The 24668-nt window shown below is 35.9% G+C and carries 14 protein-coding genes and 2 tRNA genes; 10 read left to right on the top strand and 6 right to left on the bottom strand.

All coding sequences use genetic code 11. The annotated features are described in order from the left end of the window. Position 1 precedes the first annotated feature (1 nt). From B4Z90_RS08035 to B4Z90_RS08015, 5 genes are all read left to right on the top strand, one after another. On the top strand, positions 2-2773 hold the full coding sequence (locus tag B4Z90_RS08035; RefSeq protein WP_286801855.1) for a hypothetical protein: 2772 nt from the start codon (positions 2-4) through the stop codon (positions 2771-2773). 336 nt (positions 2774-3109) lie between these two features. Continuing rightward, positions 3110-3499 carry an N-acetylmuramoyl-L-alanine amidase gene (locus B4Z90_RS08030; RefSeq protein WP_349681256.1) on the top strand — a complete coding sequence of 130 codons (390 nt, stop codon included), beginning with the start codon at positions 3110-3112 and terminating at the stop codon, positions 3497-3499. Between the two features lies 1 nt (position 3500). Beyond that, positions 3501-5573 carry a hypothetical protein gene (locus B4Z90_RS08025; RefSeq protein WP_286801854.1) on the top strand — a complete coding sequence of 691 codons (2073 nt, stop codon included), beginning with the start codon at positions 3501-3503 and terminating at the stop codon, positions 5571-5573. Between the two features lie 82 nt (positions 5574-5655). Next, positions 5656-9087: a phage tail tape measure protein gene (locus B4Z90_RS08020; protein ID WP_286801853.1), complete on the top strand. Its 3432-nt coding sequence runs from the start codon at positions 5656-5658 to the stop codon at positions 9085-9087. A gap of 2 nt (positions 9088-9089) precedes the next feature. Further along, a complete protein-coding gene (locus tag B4Z90_RS08015) occupies positions 9090-9506 on the top strand; it encodes a hypothetical protein (protein WP_153848582.1) in 417 nt (138 codons plus the stop codon). Between the two features lie 98 nt (positions 9507-9604). Here the strand turns inward: B4Z90_RS08015 and B4Z90_RS08010 are convergent, their stop codons facing one another. Together B4Z90_RS08010 and B4Z90_RS08005 are read right to left on the bottom strand one after the other, a co-directional pair. Continuing rightward, complete coding sequence (locus tag B4Z90_RS08010) at positions 9605-10804, bottom strand: tyrosine-type recombinase/integrase (protein WP_286801851.1); 1200 nt, start codon at positions 10802-10804, stop codon at positions 9605-9607. 144 nt (positions 10805-10948) lie between these two features. After that, positions 10949-11025, bottom strand: a tRNA-Arg gene (locus B4Z90_RS08005). Positions 11026-11210: 185 nt separating this feature from the next. Here B4Z90_RS08005 and B4Z90_RS08000 point away from each other — a divergent pair. The 4 genes from B4Z90_RS08000 to B4Z90_RS07985 all read left to right on the top strand — a co-directional run bounded on the left by B4Z90_RS08000 (position 11211) and on the right by B4Z90_RS07985 (position 14910). Continuing rightward, positions 11211-11729: a YceI family protein gene (locus B4Z90_RS08000; protein WP_115048496.1), complete on the top strand. Its 519-nt coding sequence runs from the start codon at positions 11211-11213 to the stop codon at positions 11727-11729. 55 nt (positions 11730-11784) lie between these two features. Continuing rightward, positions 11785-11872, top strand: a tRNA-Ser gene (locus B4Z90_RS07995). 232 nt (positions 11873-12104) lie between these two features. Continuing rightward, positions 12105-13415, top strand: a complete 1311-nt coding sequence (locus B4Z90_RS07990) for a site-specific integrase (RefSeq protein WP_286801850.1) — start codon at positions 12105-12107, stop codon at positions 13413-13415. 202 nt (positions 13416-13617) lie between these two features. Further along, complete coding sequence (locus B4Z90_RS07985) at positions 13618-14910, top strand: GTP pyrophosphokinase (protein ID WP_286801849.1); 1293 nt, start codon at positions 13618-13620, stop codon at positions 14908-14910. Positions 14911-14989: 79 nt separating this feature from the next. On the opposite strand, the gene B4Z90_RS07980 is transcribed toward B4Z90_RS07985, so the two are convergent. The 4 genes from B4Z90_RS07980 to B4Z90_RS07965 form a co-directional block, all read right to left on the bottom strand. Further along, positions 14990-16621, bottom strand: coding sequence for an RNA-directed DNA polymerase (locus B4Z90_RS07980; RefSeq protein ID WP_286801848.1), 1632 nt, complete (start codon positions 16619-16621; stop codon positions 14990-14992). Between the two features lie 712 nt (positions 16622-17333). Next, the gene (locus B4Z90_RS07975) at positions 17334-19952 is read right to left on the bottom strand and encodes a hypothetical protein (protein WP_286801846.1); all 2619 of its coding nucleotides are present in this window, start codon (positions 19950-19952) and stop codon (positions 17334-17336) included. Continuing rightward, entirely contained in the window at positions 19949-21961 is a 2013-nt protein-coding gene (locus B4Z90_RS07970; protein ID WP_286801845.1) for a hypothetical protein, read from the bottom strand. Before B4Z90_RS07970 ends, B4Z90_RS07975 begins: the two co-directional genes overlap by 4 nt. Positions 21962-22338: 377 nt before the next feature. Continuing rightward, entirely contained in the window at positions 22339-22590 is a 252-nt protein-coding gene (locus tag B4Z90_RS07965) for a hypothetical protein (RefSeq protein WP_286801843.1), read from the bottom strand. Positions 22591-22846: 256 nt separating this feature from the next. Here B4Z90_RS07965 and B4Z90_RS07960 point away from each other — a divergent pair, with 256 nt between their 5' ends. Continuing rightward, positions 22847-24586: a helix-turn-helix domain-containing protein gene (locus B4Z90_RS07960; RefSeq protein WP_286801841.1), complete on the top strand. Its 1740-nt coding sequence runs from the start codon at positions 22847-22849 to the stop codon at positions 24584-24586. Positions 24587-24668 lie beyond the last annotated feature (82 nt).

Raw genomic sequence — 24668 nt, 5'->3', positions numbered from 1 at the left:
AATGGCAAAATCATATAAAGTAAGCGTATTTGCAGGGACAAAAGTTGTCGCGGATATGGCACAACAGGTAAAGAATGCAACGATTGAAGCATCTATTCAATTGAAAACGATCAAAGGTGGGGCAAGCTCAGCTACTCCAACAATATTGGCTCCTGGACCTCCAGGAGCAAACAGAAAAATGGAGGATGTTATTGGGTGGTTTGTTAACGGAACTGCAGCCAATCCTCCTGTAGCGACTGGCACGCCTTGGGAAGCACCTGCAGGGAAGAAAAATACTAACTGGTGGAACGGTACAACCTGGAGCTTAGCAAGTAGTGTGGCGCTGCCTAAAGGAGCCGATGGTCAGGGCTTGCTCCCCCTTTTCGACCCTGCTAAAGTCGGCGGCTACGATAAAGATGCGCAGGTACGCGGTGCTGATGGTGTTACCTATGTCAGTCTGAAAAGTAATAACACCGCTTTATTATCCGATTTAAGTAGCTGGACAGATATAAATAATATTAAAACCATTAATAAAGAAATTTTTGGGACAAACACCAATCTTCTTAGCAATGGCGATTTCACTTATGGCTTGACCGGTTGGTTAAAAAATGAACCTGTCATTGATTACAGTGTAACTGACAAAGTAATGACTGTAAACACAAATAATAGTGTTGACGCCGGAGTATATAGTAGAGCGAATTTACAGTCGGGGAAGAAATATAAAGCGTCCGCAGACATAAAACTTTTGAGCAGTACGTCTACTGATATTCGCTTGCTTGTTCAGAAGACAGGTTTTAATAAAAATGTTTCTGTATCATTTTCAGTGAATCAAAGGAAGCAGATAAGTCTTGATGTTGATATTACTGAAGATGGATCTTATTTAATTGTTGTTGGAGCGAATAAAAATGTACAAATCGAAGTTTACAATGTTTCTGTCATTGAAGTTTCAAGCACTCTTCCTATAAAAGAAAATGTCGATAAGTTAAATTCAGATGTGGAAAATCTTACCGAAACTATTGGTGTTTCGAAGAATTTTTTAAAAAACTCCGACTTCAACAATGATTTAAGCAATTGGGCAGTTAATGAAGCTAAATGGAATTTAAGTTGGGAAAATGGTAATGCTCGTGTTCAAGTTGTTAATTATGGTAACGCTGGATTGTTACAGGGCGTAACAGAAGTATTGTCGAATGGAGCTGGAGATTATACGGTTGAAATCAAGTTAAAAAGAATCTCTGATGAGGCAGTGCAATTAGGGATATGGACGTATGCTCCAAATTTAAAATCATTTGCTGTCTTAAATTCAAAAATTAAGGGTGAATACGAAATTTTAAAAGGCACAATGAGCCTTACTTCTAGTGATATCAGGGCGGATGGGACTATAGGTTTTATGTTGAGGCTACCTAGTAACATTGATGCTTTAATTGACTATATCAGACTTTACAAAATAGATGAAGGTAGCATAAATGGTCGATTAACAGTATTAGAAACTAAAGAACCTAAAATAGTAGATAATTGGAAGCCTAAAAAAACAAGAAGTAAATCGCCTTTTTTATCTTATATTTTGTCTTTCGTTGACAAATACAATAAAAGACAGCAAGATGTCACGTTAGTTCAGATTGGGGACAGTATAAGTACGAATCTTAAATGGTCACCGACTAGACCTGATGCAAATCAACGCCCTCCTTTTTGTACTGAATATAATCTTAATTCATATCTTGAAGAAAAGCTTCGTTGGAAAGAACAAAAATATAGAAGATTTGATTATGAGGGAATTTTTAACGAAGTTTTAGGTGGAGGTACCTCTACTATAAAAGAAATTGATAATGATAATTGGGGATTAACAGGTGGGTCATACTATTACCCAATAACAAAGGTTATTGATGGGGGTGATAACGCCGGTATTACTTTTGCGATGCCTGCAAACATCAAAAGATTGTCGCTTATACTTCACACAGATAAATCTTGGGCGACTATGACAATGGTTAACATATCGGAAGGTAATGGGATTGTGGAGGTATGGAATGGGTCGTCATGGGCAGAAGCAAATGGGTACACTGTAAGTTTCAAGGAAGCTGATACCTCCAGCACATTGGGTTTTTATAAAGATGATGCACAACGACGTTTAAAATTTAGGTCTCTCACAAACCTTAACTCAAAGGTAATTTCCGTAAAAAATGTTGGGCCGGGCCGATTTGGTTATTGGGGCATAGAGTACAGTCCTTATGAACACATGTTCACATACATCTGTGCGAGCAAAGGAAGTCATAATATCTCGATGCTGCAAAGATATGAAAGTTGGATGGTTGACGCTTTCAAACCTGATTTAATACTTTGGCAATTGCCTGTACTTAACCATTCCTTTGGTGTGCCGACTAGAAATTTATCATCGCAGAATTATGGAGCTCAATTTATCGAAAAATATAATAATTTAAAAAATAAAGGGTATCTAGTGATGCCATATATTCTATGGGGCGCGACTTATTCAAATTTTATTAGCAATACAGGGGAATTCCTTAGTGGATATACATCTACAAATGAATTTGTGTCTTGTCAGGCTGATGTAGAGAATATCAAGTCACGATTTAGCGACTTAAATGTTCCAGTCATCGACTTATTCAACAGGATTACGGAAGTAGCTATTGAAAGATCAGTAGAGGACAATGTTAACATCTATAATGGTTCTTTGGCTGGTAGTGGACAAACAGGCCAAACATTCACAATTGACGGTATTCACCTCAATCAATTGGGAGAAGAAGTAGTTTTTGCAATGTTTGATGAAAACTTCAATTTTTAATAAAAAGATGGAAATAAAAGTATACAGACATAATATTTTGATGGCTAAACTGCCTTTAAATAATGGTTCAGATCCATTTTTTGAAAGACATTGGGAGTGGGAATTAAATTGAAAAAAAGCCCCTTCGGGGGCATTAACTTAAAAAGGGGATGAAGACCGGGAAAGAATCAATACAATATATCCAAAGAGCCGGGGAGAGATGCTCATTGGATACTTTGTAATTAAAAATATAAATTTATGCAAATAAAACACAATCTTCTATACAACAGCGACGGAACTCAAGTCGGGTTCCGTCCCACTCCAAACAAAGGGAACGTAATATCCCCAATTTATATCGTGATGCATTACGATGCAGCACCGAATGCGACCAGTGCGATCAACTGGATGACCGATCCAAAGAGCCAGATATCGGCGCATTTGCATATTAGCCGGGATGGCGTGGTCACTCAGCTGGTGCCGTTCAATCAAAAAGCCTGGCATGCTGGAGTGAGCAAATGGAGAGGCTTAACCGGGTTAAATTCCTATAGCATCGGAATCGAGCTTCAGAACACAGGCACACAGCAATATACAGATGTGCAGATCAGTGCGGCAATTGAAGTTTGCAAAACTTTAATCGCCAATTATCCAATCAAGGAGATCATTGGCCACTCCGATATCGCTCCTGGAAGAAAGCCTGATCCAGGACCACAATTCCCCTGGGCAAAGTTCAAACCGCTAATTAAATAGAATGACTCTACCATTTGCAATTATTACGGATGATGGCGTCGTGCTGGATGTTTCCCCAGACAGTAAATTGACCGTTGAATTCGTTGCGACGACATTTAATGAGGAGACTGTTTTGAAGGGATCCTATACGTATCCGGTGACTTTTCCGCCGACGGAGAAAAATGATATGGCTTTGGGCTATGGCCGGTTCCTTGAGAACCGGCTTGGCCGAAAGTCCATCGATGTGAATATTTCGCTCCTGGGAATGTCCTGGAAGCGCGCGAAACTGGAGTACGATATTTCCGCTCGAAGCAAATACGAAGGTTATTTGACGATTGACAATTCAATTGTGGCTGATCTAATGAGGGATAAGACAATTGCTGAAGTATTCACCACGACGGTAAATTCAAAGTTTGTTTCTCATAAATCGATCCGGATCGATGGACCTGGAGCAGGGATCAATGATAAAATTGTAGCTATAAATAGCTCTATCGGCGTCTATCCATTTTGTATGCCGACCTATTTTAATCCTATGGCCGATGGCGAGCTCAAGACTAAAAATGATGGCTCGAATGGTGTTGATTTCGAACAGTCTGTAATCAATGATTTTTCGGATGGGTATGCAATAAAAGGGGGAACTAGGTTGTATGGTGCATTTTTCTACTTGACCTGGGTGATCAAAGAAGTGTGTACTTATCTCGGATTTCAGGCTGATGGATCTTATTTGGATGACAGTTTTATAAAATCGCTGATCATAGATAATACCGGCACTAGGACTGGCGATGATATTTTGGCAAATGGTATGATAAACCCTGCGCAGCATTTGCCGAAGTTATCCATTGCAGATTTTTTCAAGGCGCTGCGCAATGATCATCGGGTGATGATCTATTTTGACTCACAGACCAAAAAGGCCTACTTTGAGAAAGCTACCAAGATATTGTCCGAACCTAACCGGTTGGATATATCCGGTATGCAGATCAAAGACTCTGTGTCGATAAAAAGGCAGTCAATTAGTGCCTATAAATTGCTTGCTAAAGTAGATGATGCAGATGAAATGTACAAGGTGCTGCCATATGAAGGATCGGTCATTGTGGGGTATACGGATTCATTTAAAGAAGTGGAGATGGCTATTGGCCGGCCGTTTATGTGGGCTGATAAACTTTGGGATATTGAAAATGTAAGGTTGCCCCGGAAGACTCAGATGGGCAATTGCTATGGGGTCGCTCTATCCGAGATGCCGGCATACAATGCAGATAATACCTATGGCAAAAATTCTTTTGCTTTCCGGCTGCTTTCCTATAAAGGTTCGGTCGGATTTGGCGGTCCAGTATGGATCGCTGAAGCTACAGCGGATGATATCGGCAATCTTAATAGAACATTTAATAATTCGCTAGCTCTGGGCGGTGAAAAGGGGGTAATCAATCGTTTTTCTTTGGCATGGTATGCTTATTACTGCATCTCTGAACAGGTGGAAATCTCAGCAAAGTTTGATGTTATTCAGTTTATGGCTATTAATCCACTGCAAAAGTTGCTGATTGCGGATGTAAATAAAGCCAAAGTAGAGGCACTGATCGACAAGGTTACATTTGAGCCGGCGAATAATTCTGAGCGCATCGATGCGAAGGTGATCTGTTATCCACATTATGATCTAAATGCAATAGCATCCGGATTTAGGGTGGTTGTCAATTCTCCAGAGACGATTGATCCGGAAGGAAAGCTTTATGCTAAGGTCCTGTTAAAGAATAAACCTAACGGCAATAGCTATCGAACTTATGCTGATCTCATATTAGAGTTATACCAGGACAGTCAAACTTCTATTCCTGCTCTCTCTGTAAATAAACTCAATGTACATGTTGACAGGAGAATCGTCAATTTTGATGATCAGTCCATCCGGGAAGAGGGACCTTATAATGATTATGTAGTATCTGAGAATGTTGTTGTCCTGGCTTCAAATGTCGATCGATATTGGTGGAGGTATAACGGAAGGGACGCCCTAATGTATTATGTGGTAAGCGATCCTTCTTTATTGCATGATAAATTTGAAATCATGGGTCACTGGGTTGTTCAGCTAGATGGTCAATACATTCCTTATTAATCAAGTTTTATAGTTTTGGTAGACGGCTCCTTCCAGGGGCCGTTGTCGTTTCATGCAAAAATTCCGGAAGGAATTTCGTTGCATGGCTTCGAATAATGAAAATAGAGGGGTAAATATTTACCTCAATGCAAATGCAGCTGACGACACGTTAAAGCAGCTTAAAGCCTCAGCCACGAGGTTGCGGAATGAATTGGCATTGTTGCCCAGGGGATCAGAGGAATTCGCTGAGAAAAGTAAAATCCTTGATCAGGTCAAGGATCGTCTGAAGAGCCTGCGAGACGAAGCCGAGGGCACGCGAGAAAGTTTCTTTAATCTCAAGGGCGAGCTTGCTGAGTTGGCCAAATTGGCAATCGGTGCTACCATAGGTGGATCTTTCATCGATGTTGCTAAGAACATTATTTCTCAAAACAGTAAACTTTCTGATTCGTTTGCCGGGGTTATGAAAACCACTGGATTAACTGAAGTCCAGGTTGAAGCCGTAAATAGATCCCTTCAAAAAATTGATACTAGGACGGCAAAAGATGAACTGCTAGGCTTAGCTCAGGTTGCTGGTAAATTGGGTTATTCTACAGTCGAAGATGTGGAGGGTTTTGTTCGTGCTGCAGATAAAATTGGTGTTGCGCTGGGAGAGGATCTCGGAGGGACCGAGGAAGCCGTAAATGAACTCGGTAAACTACTTGATATTTTCAAGGTAAAGGACGAATTCGGTATCGAATCAGGACTATTAAAAGTAGGTTCAGCAATCAACGACCTTGGAGCAAGCGGGACTGCTAATGAGAAAAATCTTATTGAATTTTCTGCGAAGTTGGCTGGTATAGCACCTGCCGCTAAAATATCGCTGCCTAATGTACTTGGAATGGCTTCTGTGATGGATGAATTGGGTCAAAAGGTTCAAGTTTCCTCCACAGCCATTGGCCAATTCATTACGGGCCTTGGTAGTGATGTTCCTCGATATGCAAAGATTGCTGGAATGGAGGTCCAGGCGTTCGCTAATCTTCTGAGAGATGATGCAAATGAAGCTATGATGCGCGTGTTAGATGCATCAAAAAATACCGGTGGAGGTATTGCGGAACTTGCCAAAAATATGAAAGCTTTGGATATTACCGGAGCTGAAGGACGTGCAGCTATTGGATCTTTAGCTAATAATATTGACTTGTTGAGACAGCGTCAAGATGAAGCTAACCAAAGCTTCCAGGACGGAACTTCAATTACAGCCGAATTTGATACCGTTAATAACAACCTTGCAGGGACTATTGATAAGCTTTCAAACCGCTGGGCTACCATTTGGGAAAATTCCAAAATGAGAGAATGGTTGACCGCTGCCACCGAAGGATTGATCATTCTTACCGATTGGTTATTGGTTTCCCGTGACGGAATAGAGGATATGAATAATGCGCTCCATAAGCAAGAGGAAGGCGTTATAAGTCTCGAAAAATCAACATCTCCGCTAGTAACACGTTATGAGGAGCTAAAAGGAAAGACCACCTTAACGAAGACTGAACAGGAAGAACTTCGCAAAGTTATTGACCAATTGGCAGTGCTCATTCCTACAGCCGTGACCGAATGGGGCGAATACGGTCGCGCCATGGATATCAATACAGGGAAGGTTCGTGCATTTACAAAAGCTCAAAGAGAGCTGTTCGAGTTACAGAATAGAGATAATATAAGTGATCAGAAAACTCAATTTGATACATATATCAAACTAGCGAAACAAGCTCAAGAAAAAGCTAATCAAGGATTAAAAGACGCAAATAATCCCAATAATACCTGGTTTGATAATCGGATGGCAAAAGGAGCGATCAAGACTGGGAATGATGAAAATCTTAGGATGATGGGGCAGGCATATAAAGCCGCTGTTTCTCTCCGGGATGTATATCACCAAGAACTTACTCCTCAAATGAAAAGTGTTATAGAATATTTTGATGGTATAAGTGACGCCGCAAAAAAAGCTAATGATAACGTTGATAAAAAACCGGAAATAAATAAAGGGAATGCACTAATTGTTTCTCCAGATAAAAAGCCCAAGAAAAGCCAGGAAGAAAAAGATCGAGAAGCTGCGCAAAAGCTCTATGAAAAACTAGTCGACGAGGAAAAACTGTTTAACGCACAACGCTACCAGGATCAGCTTGCTGAAAATGATAAGGAAATAGCTCTTGAGCAGGCAAAGTATGATAAACTCATCGAAGCCTGGGAAGGTTTCCGTGACAAGAAAGGGGCGAGTGAGCAGGAGAGATTGGAAGCTGAGGGGCGCGTTCTTTTCCTTCAGGCTGATAAGGAATCAGCAATTGCTCAGTTGCGTGAAAAGCAAGAGAAGGAAATCTCTGAAGCTATAACCAAAATCCGCTCCGACATGGGCCAAAAGATGCTCACTGAGCTGGATCGGGAACAGATTCGGATTAATGAGCATTATCAGAAGCTGCTGAAAGATGCAGGTACCAACGAATCTCAAAAGGCACAAATTCAGGAAGCATGGGAAAGGGAAATTGCTCAATCGAAAATCCGCGAGCGAGAACGGGTCGAGAAGGAAATTAAAGTCTTAGAAACAGGTACCACCGGATTTGTTAAAGACGAGCATAAACGGAGAATAGCTGAGATTGAAGCACAACACGATCTCGAGCTAGAAAAGCTTAAAGAAAAGTACTCGCTGGAGATTCAGGAGACTGAACTTTTCAAGCAGGCAATGGCCGCTCTCGACGCTAAATATCAGCAGAAAAAGGATGAGGAGAATGGTAAGGCCGATAAGGATCGCGCAAAGAAAATAAAGGACGCTGCCATCCAAGCTGCAGAGGATTTGTCCGGAGCTTTGTTTCAAATTGGAGCCAACAATCGGCAGGCTGAACTCGATGCAGCCCTATCCAATATCGAGAAGCAGCGTGAAAAGGAATTGTCTAATAAAAATCTCTCGGAAGCTCAAAAAAAGGCAATCAATGATAAGTATGACAAGCAGGCCCGTGCTGAAAAACTGAAAGCCTGGAAGGCTGATAAAAATGCATCATTACTTCAGGCCGGGATCAACACAGCTTTGGCAGTGACGAAGGCATTGCCAAATGTATTCCTGGCAGCAGCTGCAGCTGCTGCAGGAGCTGCACAGATCGCGGTAATTGCAGCTACAAAACCACCACAATTTTTCCACGGTGGTTTTACTCCAGGAAAGAAAGCTCAGGGTAAGGTTAACGAACCGACTTTGTTTACTAACTCATTGGGAAATCAATTTACTGCAGGTGAAAACCATATGCCGGAATATGTGATTTCTTCAGAACAATTGCGTGATCCTCGAATTGCAAATTTCGTCGATATGATGGAGGCCGGGAGAATTAATCAAATTGGGAGTCTGACAGCTCAGTCTCCAGTGATTGTTCAGAACAATTCTGATACATCAGTCCTGGAGAGTAAGATGGATCTACTTTATCAGGCTATGATCGCCATGGGTGATAAAAAGGTCATCATGTTGTTTTCTGAATTTGAAAATGCGCAGAATACGAAAGTTAAAATTGAAAACACTGTAAATTCTTAAAAATGTGGAATAATCGAATAAAAGCCTGGGGAGGAGAAACTATCACCTCCATTAAAGGCAGCTATGCAGCTATGGTCACCAGTACTCAGCAAACAGGAGAGGGTGAGAACTCGATCAAAATTAGATATAAGCAGGATTATGGTCAGATTGAAACGATAACATTTAAATTTCACCGCTATCTAGCTTTTTTGCATAAAGGGGCAGGAAAAGGTGTGGCCGGTTCAAAAGGTTCGACCTGGACAACAAAGTCCGGGCAAAAGAAAAGTACCAATCCAAAATCATTGGGCAAGCTGGGGACTGGGAAACGAAAAGCCAAAGAGTGGTTAAATCCTCAACTGGATCGCGCGGTTCCCAAACTAGCCGATCAACTGCTCGAGGAGAAATGGGATGGGGCAATGAAAGCGCTGCAGCTTCAATAATCTATGACCGTTCCAAGTGTTCCAAAAGGGCAATTGCCATAAAAAAGCCCTTTTCATTATCGAAAAGGGCGATTGGAACAATTGGAACATTTTTGCTGTTATTTTACGAGGTCGTCGAAGAACTGCATTGTTTTACTTTTTGAGTCGCTGGCCATCTTAACGTAAATCATGGTTGTTTTTAGATCGGAGTGTCCTAAAATTTCCATGAGATCGACAGGATTACCACCTAATAAAATGAACGTGGTCGCAAATGTATCCCTACTGGAGTGAAATTTCATGTATTTGTCTATACCAGCTTTAGTCAGTGCTCTACGTAATGCTTTACCCAGCGAATAGGATTCAATCGTTGGAAATATAATTCCTCTCTTTTTACCGATCAGTTCCACAGCAATTTTTGGCAGGGTGAATTCAATGACTTTACCGTATTTACGAGTTTTGAACATACTTAACCGAAGAATATTGTTGTTTCGGATATGGAGCCGTGGATCAAGCTGCTCGATATCTGATTTTCTAAGTCCGGTAAAGCAGGCCACAAGATATCGACGAAGTGCGGTATGCTCCAATTCAGTTAGAAGTTCGGTGCCATCTTCGATATAAAAATTATACAATTTGTTGATTTCATCTTTTGTCAGAACTTCCCGGATCCCATCCTGATATTTTAAAGTTTTCAATTTATCTGCAGGACTTTCCGGGATGAGTCCTTTTGATACGGCCATAGTCAGAAACTTCTTGATCACGCGCATATGGCCGGCTGTTGTATTGTGTGTGAAATTGTCCAGAAGCCAGCGCTGGTGAATCCGGAGTTCGTGATCATCGATCGTATTAAATTTCCAGTAAGATCCGGTGTCTTTAAAGTATTTTTCTATCCGGGCGATCACGGTCACGTAATGTTTATAGGTTCCGTGCTCGATCAGATGCTCGCGGAGCAATTGCCTGCCTTCGCCTTTTATAAATGCGACGATATCATCTTTTGATATTTTAAGCGATACCTCGCGCCTGATCAGCTCATGGGTAATGGCTCGATCAAGGGCATAATATCTAAAGACAAGTGCATCGACGCGCGATCGCTCATTTTGTATCCGGAAATTATTTTGGGTGCAAAGGGTGTCATCATCAAATCCGTCACGTGGGAGGAGTACTCCATTGTCGAACTTGTCAACTGGCCATGAAATCTTGAGTGGGATCATGTCGGCAACGCCGTCGATAGATACGTGTATGTGGACAGAACCTCTTGCAGGATTTTTTCCTTGTGTCCGCTGTCTTATTGAAACTTTTACTTTTTGGTTGGTGGTTCTCATGTTAAACGCGTTTTAAATTTGTTTTTGGGTGTGGCAGAAAATGCCTTTAAATCGTTAACACGGGCCCCGATCTGACTAGTTACAAAACTAGTAAAATGAAAAATCGGCCTTAATGGTATCATTAAGGCCGATTTTTAACACTTTTGGTACGCCAATCAGGATTCGAACCTGAGACCGTCGGTTTAGAAAACCGATGCTCTATCCAGCTGAGCTATTGGCGCGTCGCTTTCGGTAATGCAAAAGTAGACATTTGTGTTATATTTCCAAAATATCGCCAACTTTTTTTTGTGGTTTTTCAATAACTGATTGCTTTTCAACAAGATTATTTTATTGATCTAGGTCAAACAAAATGAATAAAACTGCTGTTACCTTTGTGTTGTTAAACAAATAGAAAAAACATAAAATTATGGCACAAGGAAAATGGGAACTAGACGCTGCACATAGCGAGATAGAATTCAAAGTAAAACACATGATGATTACGAACGTTAAAGGAAACTTTGACGGTTTTAAAATAGATGTTGATGCCGAAGGCGAAGATTTTAAAAATGCCCTAGCGAAAGTTGTTATTGACACTGCGTCCATCAATACGCGTAATGAACAACGGGATGGACATCTAAAAAGTCCAGACTTTTTTGATGTGGAAAAATATCCCACCATTACTTTTGAGGCAACGAGTTTAGAAAATGAACAAATTAAGGGAAATTTGACTATTCGTGATGTCACTAGACCGGTCGTTTTTGATTTAGAATTTGCAGGTATCCAAAAAGACCCTTGGGGAAATACCAAAGCTGGTTTTATTGTAGAGGGCAAAATCAAACGTTCAGAATTTGGCCTTAATTGGAATGCTGCATTGGAAACAGGAGGGGTAATGGTGAGCGACGATGTAAAATTTAGTGCTGATATTCAGTTTATAAAAGCTCAATAAGCATAATATATAAAATAAAATTTGGTAGGATAGTGAAAATTCGTACTTTTGTCGCGGAGAGTTGGCAGAGTGGTCGAATGCGGCGGTCTTGAAAACCGTTAACTGTCACAGGTTCGGGGGTTCGAATCCCTCACTCTCCGCCAGGTGCAACTTTTAAAGTTTTTAAAAAGCACTAAAAAATAGATAAATCCTGCAAAATCAATGATTTGCAGGATTTTTTTGTTTATGGGGATCGCTAAAATTTTCAAAAACACTCATAATATTTGTGGCACATTCGTGGCACATTTAGTTTTTGCAAAAATGTGCCACAAAATGCCATGTAGACAACTGAAAGAATCTTTGGTTCGACATTTATAACCCTTAAAAAGTTTGATTATGTTAGAACAAAGTTATGGGCTAAGCTTCTTTCTGAAGAGCCCAAGAGAAAAAAGCCGAACTATCCGCGTAGTTTATGTTCGAATTACGGTAGATGGAATTTCAAAAGAATGTTCCACTAAAAGACAGTGGGATGTTACAAGATGGAACCAAAAGGAAGAAAAAGCTATTGGTACTAAAGAAGACGCCAAGGAACTAAATTTCTTTTTAGATTCTTTTAAGACAAAGATTAATAGCCATAGGACAGAACTGCTAAATAATGATAAGTTGATTACGGCTGTTGATCTTATCGATTTTGTGAATGGTAAGTACAAACGTCACAACTCCGTATTAGAAGAATTTCAAGAACATAATGAAGAAATAGCTTCTTTAGTTAAGACTGGCGAGTATTCAGATGGAACTCGCGAAAGATATGTCACGGCGCGTTCTCATGTAGCAGAGTTTATTAAATATAAATACGGACGGGAAGATCTTCCGTTTTCTGTACTAAACTATGAATTCGTAAAAAATTATGAATTATACCTAAAAACTATCAGAAATTGTTCGAACAATACCTCATTGAAATATATTAGTAATTTTAAGAAGATAGTACTTCGCGCAGTAGCTAAAGAAATTATTCCTAAAGATCCATTTAAACTTTTTACCAGTAAGAAAACAAAGTTAATAAAAAAACCTTTGACAAAGGCTGAATTACAGCGGATTGAAGAAAAGGTATTTTCATCTAAAAGGTTAGCAGTAGTTAGGGATGTATTTGTTTTTCAGTGTTATACAGGATTATCCTATATTGATGCTTTTCAATTAAAATGGAACGATATAAAAGAGGCTGATGATGGAAGTATGTGGATCATGTCTAGTAGACAAAAATCAAAATCTGGAACTGATATTCCTTTACTACCCAAAGCTCTTGAGATAATTGCTAAATACAGTAATGATCCTGAATGCATTAAAAGAGGAGCGGTTCTTCCAGGTCGTTCAAATCAAAAAATGAATGAATATTTAAAGGAGATTGCAGAATTATGTGGAATTTTCGAAACTCTCAATACTCATAAAGCTCGCCGTACTTTTGCCAGTACAATCACTTTAAATAATGGGGTGTCTATTCATGTAGTAAAGGAAATGCTTGGTCATTATTCAGTAAAGCAAACTGAAGAATATGCAATAACTGAACACGAAGCTATTTCACGGGAAATGAAAAAGCTAGAATCAACACTTCAGAACAGGAGTGATGGCTCTGCGAATTTAAGAACACTTCTTTTGGCACTTGAAAAAGAAATAAATCATTTGAAAAATATAGAGCAGTTAATTAAGTAAATCAGAAGGGTGACTTTTAGATTTTGGCATCTTTATCAAATTTAGTTTTGATAATTTGGATTTATCATGTTAATATTTAAAATTTAGCAAGAATTAGAAAGATTTTTATAGATTAGCATTTTATGAAAAAGTGTTTAGCTAATAGTAATAAATTAAATATATTTATTATCTCCGGCTTTAACTGTGTAATTTTCTGAAATTTATGGAATTAATAACCGAATTTATAAGACAATACAATAAAGAATACGACTATTATCAAAAGTTAGCACAAATCATTTGTAATAAAATAGAAGATCAACTATTCAAAAGAGGTATCAAAGCTATTGTTTCTTTTAGGGCTAAAAAACCGGAACGGCTCCAAGACAAACTTATTAAAAGAAATGAAGAAAAGAATTATGAAAATATTTCTGAAATTTATGAGGATATTGTTGATTTAGCAGGTATCAGAGTTTCATTGTATTTTCCTTCTGAAAGAGATCTTTTAGATGAAATAATTAACGAAATTTTCGAGGTTAAAATAACAAAAGTTTTTCCGAATAATACATATACTCCTAAATATACAAAGAGATTTTCAGGCTATTGGGCCACACATTACAGGGTTCAATTAAAAGAAGAGGCTTTGATCAATAGATATCAGAATACATTAGCAGAAATTCAAGTAGCATCGGTATTAATGCATGCTTGGTCTGAAGTTGAACATGATCTAGTATATAAACCATATTCCGGGGAACTTTCAAGAGAAGAATTAGCAATACTTGATGAAATTAATGGATTGGTGTTATCAGGTGAAATTGCATTAGAAAGATTACAATCTGCAATGGCTGCAAGAACTGAAAAAGCTTCAATAATCGAGGATAAATATGAATTAACAAATTATATTTTTAATAAGTTTAAAAATAATGAAAATGTAAAATATGGGAACACATATTTAATCAATAATTTCTTAAAAAATGATGTGAATTTTGACAAGAAAATTTTAGACGAATATTTAAATCTAGTAAATCTTGATGATAAAGAAACTATCTCTAATCAATTGTTGGATATTGTTATAAATGATCAGAGCTTTAAAGAAAATAACATATGGAAAAATTTTATTTCTAATTTAAATTTGTCTAAGACTTCTTCAAATAATTTTGAAAAATTTATAAAATATTGGACTTTGCTTGATGAAAGTGCTTCGTACTTAACAACAGATGTTCTAAATAAAGAAAGCGATCCGACTAAGGAAACTATATCAACCTTAAGTAATCGAAAATTTAAGTATTTAGGAAAAAAATTTGAGATTCTTTTAGATCGAAAAATAATATCTCCGAAGCAACTTGAGCAAATTATTTATTTAAGGAATTTAAGAAATGATATTGTTCATAATTTTAATGCCTCTAACTTGACGCATAGAGATTATGAAAATATAAAAAATATAACTTCTTATTTAATAGAAAAAGTAGAAGATAATGAACTGAGGGAAAAGCTTGAAAGAGAATTGAAATCTCTATAGGTATATGGAAGCCTAAATTCGAAGTTTTCGTTTTTAGGCTTTTTTTAACCAGGGATTTGAGTGAGATCGCGTTAATTTTCTAAAAGGGCCAGCTGTCTTCATCATCGAATATATTATAAAAGTCTTCATCATCTTCTTCATCCTCTTTGTCAGCATCATATCCATATTTTGATTTACTTATAGCTTCATTGTGCCTATCAGCCATTAAGCGCATATGTTTTTTAAAGTCGATAAATTTTACTCCTTTAGTTACTAATTGCTCAAATTCAGTTGCATATAAACCTGAAAATTTTGCTCCAGAATAACCAGTAGAACGGGCAACAATATTTTGTAGCCATGTTTCATCTTCAGTTGAAAGATTATTTCCTAGTTTAATCAAACTAATATTATCACATAATCCGTCTTTATACGCAGCTATCAGAATGCTTTTTACAAAAGAATTATTGATTTTTGATAATCTAATTATAAGATCTTGTGACACTTCAATTTTACATACAAAACTTACCCATAGAAGCCAAACAATTTCATGATGATGTGCTGCTCCAATAGATTTATCTAGAATAATACCTATGATGTTTTTCCAACCAACTTTATCAATAGACTTTCCGATTGCTACTCTCTTTGCCAAAAGTAGACACAAATAGTCTAAACAGTGTGGAAAATGGAACAATATCCTTTGAAGTTTAGGTTCAAATTCAGTCCAATAATGTTTATAATATAACTCAAATTTGTCTAATCTTCTAAGTGCTAATTTCATGGGACTTTGAGATCCAGTAGTATTGGAGATATCAAAAGCCTTGTCCAACAAATAATTAATTTCTTCAACTAAAGAATTGTAAACCTTTTCTGATCTTAATTCTTGTGCCCAAACATCATCTACAGGGAATAGTCCGGGTAAAACTTTTGTTTTAGAGTCGTTTATTTGAAGTTCATAATTCTGTAGTATATCTCGTAATTCTGACAATACAACGGAGCTATCAAATTCTGATTTTATACCCAAATAGTAGTCGTCAACATGCCTTACTCCTCCAATTATTAAATTATCAACTTTTTGTTGAAGGAGATTATCAATATCGCAAACCAAGTATTCTGCTATTATTCGAAAAGCGTCTGGTCCAACAATGACGCCACGAGTTTGCCCATTTTGACATTGTTGTATAAACCAATCAAGACTGTTAAAATATACAGATTGGGAATTTCTAGAAGTTTCAACTTTAGCTATTTCTCTACCATGTGCAGCCCATACTATAGAATGTGTATAAATGCTCGGGAAAAATTGTGCGATATCTGTTTTTAAAAGATAAGGTGAATGTTTTATCTGTGACGACAATTTAGAAACTACTTCACTTAAAGGTGGAACCAAGATCGCTCTGTCATCCTCTTCTCCTCCTAATTTTATATTGCTAATACTAAATTTAGATTGCTGTAATTTTAACTCTATCTCTTGCCAATGTTTGTCAATAAAATCACATAAACAGAAATATGGAATTGGATTAACTGCTCCATAATAACGTCTGTTACCGTCATGTTTGGTACCACTATATCTAATATACGAAGAACTCCTTTTGTTATGCTTTTTATTTATAACATCTTTAATTAATCCATTAAAGCTTCGGGCTAAATTGTTGCTTACAAAACAAGGAGGAAGGACTTCTGGAAAAAATCCTTTATTTAATAGAGAGTTTCTAATTAGTTTACTTTTCGTCATCATGGCTTCTTGGTTAATCAAATATATTAAATATTTAAAACTTCGAATATTAAAGTTTGCGAGTATCTAAGGAATTGTTTTTTTCTCACTGGAAAACTATTTCTTTATGACTTTAATGCTAAAGGAAAAATCAATTTACCAGCGGCGTAATATTTGCATTTTTTTATTTACCAAAATATATTCTTAAAACATCAAATCATAGCAGACAACAAATCTAAAAAAGGAAAATCCGACAGAAATAAAGTGAGCGTATCAGAGAATTACGAAATCCAATATTTTAAGGAGAAGATATTTCTATCCGTATATAAGTGGTAAAACCAAAGCCAAAGCCGTAACTTTAAATCGTGCAGGTACGCAGGTTCATCGATATAAAATTCAGGTAATAAATAAAGATAAATCATTTCAACGACAGACTGGTTTTTTATAGACTATTTACATTAATAAGTTGTAATCTAAAAATGGAGAATTGATATTAATAACTTTTTAAGAAAGGTTATTAAAAATAATTCCATTATCCTAAGCACGATTGAATTTTATTAAAATGTAATTTTAGCGTACCCATTTTACATTTTATCCTTTATAAAAATGTATTTCATAAAATTTCATGTAAATGGGCTGGGCTATTCGCTTGAATCTTTTTGTGCTTTCATCCTTAAAAGGATTTCCGCTGCTATCCCTTATGCGAAATTGATTTGACAAAACCTATTTGTAAGTATTAATTATTTTGATGAATTAACTCTTTTTGTTTATTTTCATAAAGGATATCAATGATTCTTTGGCCAAGTTTTACCCTATCATTATAATCAGCAAAGTTGAACCCCACAAACATTGCTTTTTTAATTACTTCTTTACGTAATGTATGTTGCATTGAGCTGTTAATAACGGCAAATATTGAAATCATATTGATATTAGGATTTTTATCTCTAAAAACTCCGATATATTCTTGAACCTTTGACTGTTCAAATTCAATAAGCGCGTAGTCAAGTTGCTTACCCGTTAATCCATCGAGCATAATAGTTTTGCCATTAGGAGTGGTGAAGCTACCTGTTAACTCTCCATTAATAATGGCTGTACCATTTTGAATGTTTCCGGCATAAAGAAACTCATTTCCTCCTTTTAGAAAATGTAAGGCCGGATGAAATGAAAATATATTCCCTAAATTATTGTTAATGTCTTCAACAGTTTCAATTAATCCCAATTCACCTGCACTTGTAACTAATGTGGCTGCTTTAAACCATAAACATTTATCTCCAAGTTTTTCGTCAATAATAGAATAGTTGAGACTTCTTTCGGAAATTCTTTTAACGTCTAGAGGGACATAAGGTAAATAAGGAATAAAGGGAATATCAAAAGCAGGTAAATTTGGAGTTTCCTTTAAGTATCCACCTTTATCTAACCTCATTGTTGTGGCTGCAGTTAACATTGCTTTGGATAATCCTTCAAATGTTGCCAATTCCAATGCCTTGGCATATTTTAAGTATTCTTCAGATTTCTTTTGATATTGGTCTTTTTCACCGGGTTTCCAAAGCACAGTTTCTGATTTTAGAAATTCTTTGGTTTGGTTTTCTTCCCAATCTATTTGCTTATTGATGGAGCCGGGACTGATTAACCTATCTTCTACCGAAGAAAGTACATCCCATCTATGGGTTGGTAAATCAAATTCTAGTTTAACCTTAGGCAAAGCAGTTTTAGAAATCTTTATATTTTTATTTACCTCAGCAACTTTTAAGTTTTGTTTTATAATTTCCGTATTTCTTACGGCTTGATTTGAAAAGGCAATCTGTCTGGCCTCAGCAGAATTTTTTTCAACTTCTTTTGTCCTTTCCATAAGGTTAGTTCTTGTTTTTCCAATCTGGCCTTGACCAGGATTTCTACTGTCCCTAATAAATGCACCATCAGTACCTCTTTCCCATACACCTGAACCAGAAGTTGCATAGTTTTCCTGTACTGGCATTGAGCCACTAGAATATGGCCATTTGAGCGCTAAACTTAACCCGTCATCATAATAAGACATTAATTTTAAATTATTAATTTGAGTGTAAGATATCTCTTCCAATAATATTTGTTCATTTTCTAGGCTAAAAAGTAGATTATCACTAATAGACATTTTATTTTGAGCCTTATTTTCAGTTTCCGAGTTATTTTTTAGTAGATTTTCAGCAAAGGTTTGATTGTCTTTGAAAAACTTTAAATGATTGTCCAAATAGTTAGTCAGGGCGAGATATAATGGTTCAGTTTTAGTGTTATTGATGACTTCTGTCATATTTTTACAGATCTCCATCATGTTGTCTAATGTAATGGAAGTTCCTAGACTTTTTCCTGTATATAAGACTTGATTTTTTAGATTAGTTACATACGTTCGAGATTGCATAATTTCCCTTGCTCTTTTACTGATATAGTATGAAGACTCCGGCGAAAAAGAGTTTAGGTTTAAAGATTTAAACCCCGACTTCACTCTATCATCAAGCAAGCTGGTTTCAAAAAACTCCTTATAGTTTTGAAGTGCTATGTAAGCCGAATTAATGTTTTGGTCTAAGGAATCTACATGTGATTTCAAATTATTATGTTCTTCTTGATATAGTTTTTTGACACTTTCAAAGGTTGTTTTGTAAATTCTAAAACAGGTTGTGTCTGCTGGAAGTTTTGAGGGTAACAAATTGAGCGCTTCTTGGTACTTCTTTGCCTGTTTTTTGTAATTTTTATCATCTACATAAGATCTATAGAGATCAAAAAGGAAAAAGCCCATATTAGCTGAATTTTCATTTTCCTGTCCTCCTTCTGTTTGTGAAACTGATAAGCTGATTGACATTTGAAAATCAGGTTTTGTTCCACCAATGGAATTCATAATAAAAAAATAAGGAACCTTATCAAGTTGTAAATTTTTGAAAGAAACCCAATCTAATGTTTTATCTAAGCTTTTTAGATTTTGTATGGATACTTTGGTCATTTCCTGTTGCTGGATGAGCTTAAAACATAGCTCTTTTGTAAAACTGACTGCCGAAGCCAATTCAGCTATTTGGGACACTGATAAAGTACTATTTGGGTTGGAAAGTGAGTTTTTTAAAACGTTAATCAGCGTAATATTCTTATTCAGTTGATTACTTGCATCGGACAGGACTACATAGGTTTTATTGGCATTGTCTCTGGCTTTGTCCAAAGTAATTTGAAAACCGTTCAACGATCTACCAGTAAAATCAGGAGTAAGCTGATCGTATGAAAGTTTATAGGCATCTTTTTTTACAAAATCCATCATGTCATCCCCAAATGTATATTCAGTTTGGGAATAAGCTTGGACTGAAATTAATATGAATAAAAATGATATTAAGGATTTCATAAGCTAAAAAATTTTAAAATCATTTCTCCTTTTCCATCTAGATCGTCCCTATTGACAGAAAGTAAGGTCAGACTATTTTTGGAATTTTCTTGAAAGGACTTTCTTAACCCGGAGCTTAAACTCATAATATTATCATTTAAGTACTTGCTGAGCTTTTCTTTGGAACAATATTGAGCCAGTTCATAAATAAGTCCTTTTACTTGGCTAATTTTTGAAAGGTAATTATTGATGTTTTCAGCTTCTAGAATCTTCAATGCTTCGTCTTTTTTATCAATAGCATTTGCTAATTTTTCGGCCTGTTGGCGCACTTGTAGATCTGAACTGGATAAAAACGGATTAAGCGCATCAGGAACCTCCGAATCTAAAATAAGTTGATAAACATAGTTAGTAAAACTGCTATTAAAATACGACTGCTCTGCAAGGTTTTTCATGGCTAGTCGAAGTTCTCCGTTTACAATATCCGGGGCTCTGGCTTCAAGGAGCTGTTCTGAATATAATCTTCTTGCAGTTGTAGCATCATGCAATATACCTTGTCCTCTCGAAATATCTCTTTGTGCTATCATCGCTCCCAAGATTTTTTGGTAAAGATTAAGTCTTGTTTCTATATTACAGGAGGGTAATTTCTTGTGCTCCTGGTGCGCATAGATAATTTGGTTTCCAAACGCACTGTTCAAATCCATCGTGCTGTAAACTTCCAAGCCACCTAAAGCTCTACTAAAATCCCTCTGGTCTCCTTCGTAGATCGTATCAATTACCACTCCTTCTCTGTAAATATATAATTTATTAGATCCCAGGTTATTTCCTTCAGAACTGGTACCTAGGTTTTTTATTCTAACCGTATGGTAAGAACCCCAGCTCAAAGTATCTGATTTGGGTATGGATATTTTGAACTGTTTGTCCCAACCGCTAAAATGTTCAATCCGTTTAAAGTTTAGGTCAAATAGCACTCTAGTCATTTTTGCAGGTCTTGAATTAAATATCTGAAGTGTGAAAGGTACTATTGTGCCCTGCATTAAGATCGAGCTATTTCCAAAAACTGCGTCGTTTGTTGCGTTACTCTTTACAATCTGATCAAATTTCTTGTCATTTTCATTGGGTCCTGGAATTGTTATTCTAGTGTCCGGTAATTTCCAGGATCTATTTATGCTTAAAGCTTTTCCTTGGGGATCAAGATCAATCAATTGTTTCTTTACCATGAGTCCTAAAAGAAAGTCTTTGTCTTCAACCTTATTGATTTTGATTAGATCTAGTTTTGGAGAATATCCATTTCGTGATAAGATCTCGAAAATAGCCCTATTGTTTTTTTCTAAGGCTAATGTCGTAAATGTATTACCATCCTCAAGTTTACCTTTAAGGTCACCGTTTACTAAGTACTTTTTATACAATTCATCGGTAGAGGGATTCTTTATATCCAGTTTTAATATAGATTCTAGCGTGAACTCTGCAAGAGATTTGTTGATTTGATCATTTGAAAATGTAATATTGAATTTTTCAATAAGGTAATCGATACTTTTTTGGTCAGGATCTCTATATTCCATATCAAAATCAATAGAATCTTCAGGAATCCTATGTGCTATCACATCAACAATGGATAATCTTGTGTTTTCTGATATAGGACTTAACAGATCATATTCTAGATAATCATAAATTTCTGTCGATATCATTTTATTTAATATCGCTTTAATATTGTTTGGATTTCCTACCATAACAGAAGTATGATAAATATTTTGATCCAGTTCTTTAGTTCGGTTTAATAATTCCTGGACCAAGCTTTCATTATTGCAGAATAAAGAAATATCAAGCAAACTAAAATTTTGATAAATAGGTTTTTGAACATCAATTTTAGCAGAATCTACCAATTGGATTACTTTACTATTTTCTTTTTTTATAGCAAAGTTTATAATCTTGTCTTGAATGGATAAGTTTTGACCATAAGCCATAAATATTCCGCATAGGAAAGTAATGCAATAGATTATTAAGGTTCTTGATAGAATTTTAAAAGAACTCATAATTTAAGATTTTAGGTTAATAGCTTTTTATGATTCACTTGACTGAAATCATGTACTTAAATTTAACACTTTTTTCCAATTCAAAAATGAAAAAAGTATTTTCGTTTTGCTAACCTTCTGATTTTCCAAAATAGGTAAGGATTCTGTAATTAAGGGATATAAGCGATTATAATTTGATTTTTTATAAAATTTTAAATAAAACCGCCTACTATAAAATTTGTTTATAGATAACCCATCTGTACTAAATTTATATTTTCAAATTGTACAAATGGGTATGAAATTAAATTAAAGTCTTTTATTCTTTCGTTTTAAGAACTTCCATTTATAATTGTGGCGCAGTAAAAAGATAATTTAGTAAAAGCTATTTTAATCAATTTTTAATCGGCATTTCTCCATTGTCCGCCTTTCTTTGGAGGTGGATCACCATCACCTGTTTCACCTAAGGTGATGTCTTCATCCAATTCGGAAAAATTTGAAATGGAGGTACTGTCTGATGTTTTTAAATTTTCGGGTCTATTTGATTGTATTGTATCTTTTAATGGTTCATTTAGGGTAGCATCATCTTGTCTACAAGAGGTTACTGATAGTATTCCGATTAAGTTTAAAATTATTGAGATAGTCTTTTTCATTTTAATATTGTTTAAGATTATCCCGGCCAGGTATTTTTAGAATTCTGAACTCGAAAGTAGACGTGTTTTGTCGGTTCTGAAACCCTATGATGGGCTCATTTAAAAATTAGTACGTGCTAATTTATAAATTGGCACCTATTTAAATATTTGGTAATTAGTTTCTTGTAGAGGTATATGATGATTATTCATTATTACGGGAATTTGCAAGGTATACAATCGTAATTTTTCTAAATTTAAGGTAGAAAATTTCGAATCCATGAAAATCAAATTTGCTTGGTTTGTTTTCATTCTGTTGAATTTTTATAGCGTATGCCTTCTTGCCGAAAATAAAAACTACAGTGAGTACTATCTAATAAGAAGAAATTATGAAAACTTCGCTGAGAATGATCCTAAGGCTTTGCCATTTATAAAGCAGTATATTAACAGATCTAAAAATGAAAAGGAATATTCTAAGTTATTCCAGGGGTATAGTGATGCAGTGCGTTATTCACCGCTGCCCTCAGATAAGCTAAAATATGCAGACAGCACTATTATTGTTGCAAAATTAAGTCATGACGATCAGCTTATCAGCGAGGCTTATCTGGAAAAGGGAGTTGTTTACTATTTTCAATTCAAAAAATATAAGCTTGCATTGGATGAATATCTTAAAGCCTGCAAATACTTAAGAGAGGGATCCGATCCATATCACAGAAATAGGCTCGTATATCTTATAGGGGTAGTGAAAAGTTATATAGGCTTTTACAACGAATCTCTGGTAAATTTTAAACAGACCAGTGCATTTTTTGAAAATGAGTCTAAAAAAGTCATGCATCCCAATATCATCTATGGATATAAACGGGGCTATTTCAATAGTATGCATCAGATGATCGTTTGTTATAGGAACTTAGGTAATTTCAAAAAGGCTGATTCACTTATTAATATTGGGCTACAATCAACTTTTAACAATAATGAATATAATCAGGAATACGGATATTTTCTTAAAGAAAGGGGAATAGAGCTCTTTCGTAAAAAACAGTTTAAAGAAGCAATCATAGCTTTAAAATCCTCTTTGCAATCGATTTCATCTGTTAATGATTTTGCATGGGCGACAGTTTGTTATTCTTATATTGGAAAATCATTTTTAGATTTAGATCAAAAGAATCAAGCAAAAAATTACTTTGAAAAAGTCGATTCCGTATTTCAGGCTAGGGGATTTATACTTCCTGAAGTTAGAAGTAGTTATGAACTTTTGATAAAGTATTATAAAAAGGAAAATAATTCAAAAAAAGAACTTTATTATACAACCGAACTGCTTAAAGCGGATAATTTTATTTCCCAAGATTTTACCTATCTATCTTCAAAGATTCATCGTGAGTTTGATACGAAAAGGCTGAATGAAGAGAAGCAGCGGCTTGATCGGAATTCAGTAATAAGTAAATGGATAAACATTTCTTTTGGGCTGATTGCGATCACTGGTGTTATTATCGCAATGATATGGTATATTGAAAATAAAAAGATAAAGAAAAGTTATGACCTTCTTACTCAGAAAATCATAAGAGAAGAATCTAAAAATAGTATTTCAGATATTACAAAAGTTAAAGACATTCAAAGTGTTGGTATTGACCCTAAAATTGTTGAGAGTTTAGCTTCAAAGCTGGATAATTTTGAAAAGAAAATAGGATATATTGAACACGGTCTGACTTTAAATAAATTAGCTAAAAAGTTTGACACCAATACTTTTTATCTTTCTCAGGTTATTAATGATCTTAAGGGGATGAATTTTAACAAATATCTTGGTGAACTAAGGATTCGCTATATAACTGGTAAATTATATAATGATCGAAAATACCTGAACTATAAAATCGAAACCCTTGCTGATGAATGTGGGATTGCATCAAGATCAAATTTTTCCAATTTATTTCAGGAAATTAACGGAATAAGACCAACAGATTTCATAAAAGAAAGACAAAAAGAGTTGGAATCGGAGAAGAAACAGTTAAGTCATGAAATAGAATAATCTTAGATAATTACTTCAATTAAATTTTCGGTCTGTTTTTTATAGCGTTTTAAATATTTTTCATTTTTTTAAAGCTAATTAG

Source organism: Sphingobacterium sp. UBA5639, assembly GCF_002421245.1.
Taxonomy (GTDB): domain Bacteria; phylum Bacteroidota; class Bacteroidia; order Sphingobacteriales; family Sphingobacteriaceae; genus Sphingobacterium; species Sphingobacterium multivorum.
This window is presented reverse-complemented; position numbering and strand designations above follow the sequence as displayed.

Excerpts from the sequence above, each read along its gene's own strand:
- B4Z90_RS08035 (WP_286801855.1), top strand. The coding sequence starts at position 2 with ATGGCAAAATCATATAAAGTAAGCGTATTTGCAGGGACAAAAGTTGTC.
- B4Z90_RS08025 (WP_286801854.1), top strand. The coding sequence starts at position 3,501 with ATGACTCTACCATTTGCAATTATTACGGATGATGGCGTCGTGCTGGAT.
- B4Z90_RS08020 (WP_286801853.1), top strand. The coding sequence starts at position 5,656 with ATGGCTTCGAATAATGAAAATAGAGGGGTAAATATTTACCTCAATGCA.
- B4Z90_RS08015 (WP_153848582.1), top strand. The coding sequence starts at position 9,090 with ATGTGGAATAATCGAATAAAAGCCTGGGGAGGAGAAACTATCACCTCC.
- B4Z90_RS08010 (WP_286801851.1), bottom strand. The coding sequence starts at position 10,804 with ATGAGAACCACCAACCAAAAAGTAAAAGTTTCAATAAGACAGCGGACA.
- B4Z90_RS08000 (WP_115048496.1), top strand. The coding sequence starts at position 11,211 with ATGGCACAAGGAAAATGGGAACTAGACGCTGCACATAGCGAGATAGAA.
- B4Z90_RS07990 (WP_286801850.1), top strand. The coding sequence starts at position 12,105 with ATGTTAGAACAAAGTTATGGGCTAAGCTTCTTTCTGAAGAGCCCAAGA.
- B4Z90_RS07985 (WP_286801849.1), top strand. The coding sequence starts at position 13,618 with ATGGAATTAATAACCGAATTTATAAGACAATACAATAAAGAATACGAC.
- B4Z90_RS07980 (WP_286801848.1), bottom strand. The coding sequence starts at position 16,621 with ATGATGACGAAAAGTAAACTAATTAGAAACTCTCTATTAAATAAAGGA.
- B4Z90_RS07975 (WP_286801846.1), bottom strand. The coding sequence starts at position 19,952 with ATGAAATCCTTAATATCATTTTTATTCATATTAATTTCAGTCCAAGCT.
- B4Z90_RS07970 (WP_286801845.1), bottom strand. The coding sequence starts at position 21,961 with ATGAGTTCTTTTAAAATTCTATCAAGAACCTTAATAATCTATTGCATT.
- B4Z90_RS07965 (WP_286801843.1), bottom strand. The coding sequence starts at position 22,590 with ATGAAAAAGACTATCTCAATAATTTTAAACTTAATCGGAATACTATCA.
- B4Z90_RS07960 (WP_286801841.1), top strand. The coding sequence starts at position 22,847 with ATGAAAATCAAATTTGCTTGGTTTGTTTTCATTCTGTTGAATTTTTAT.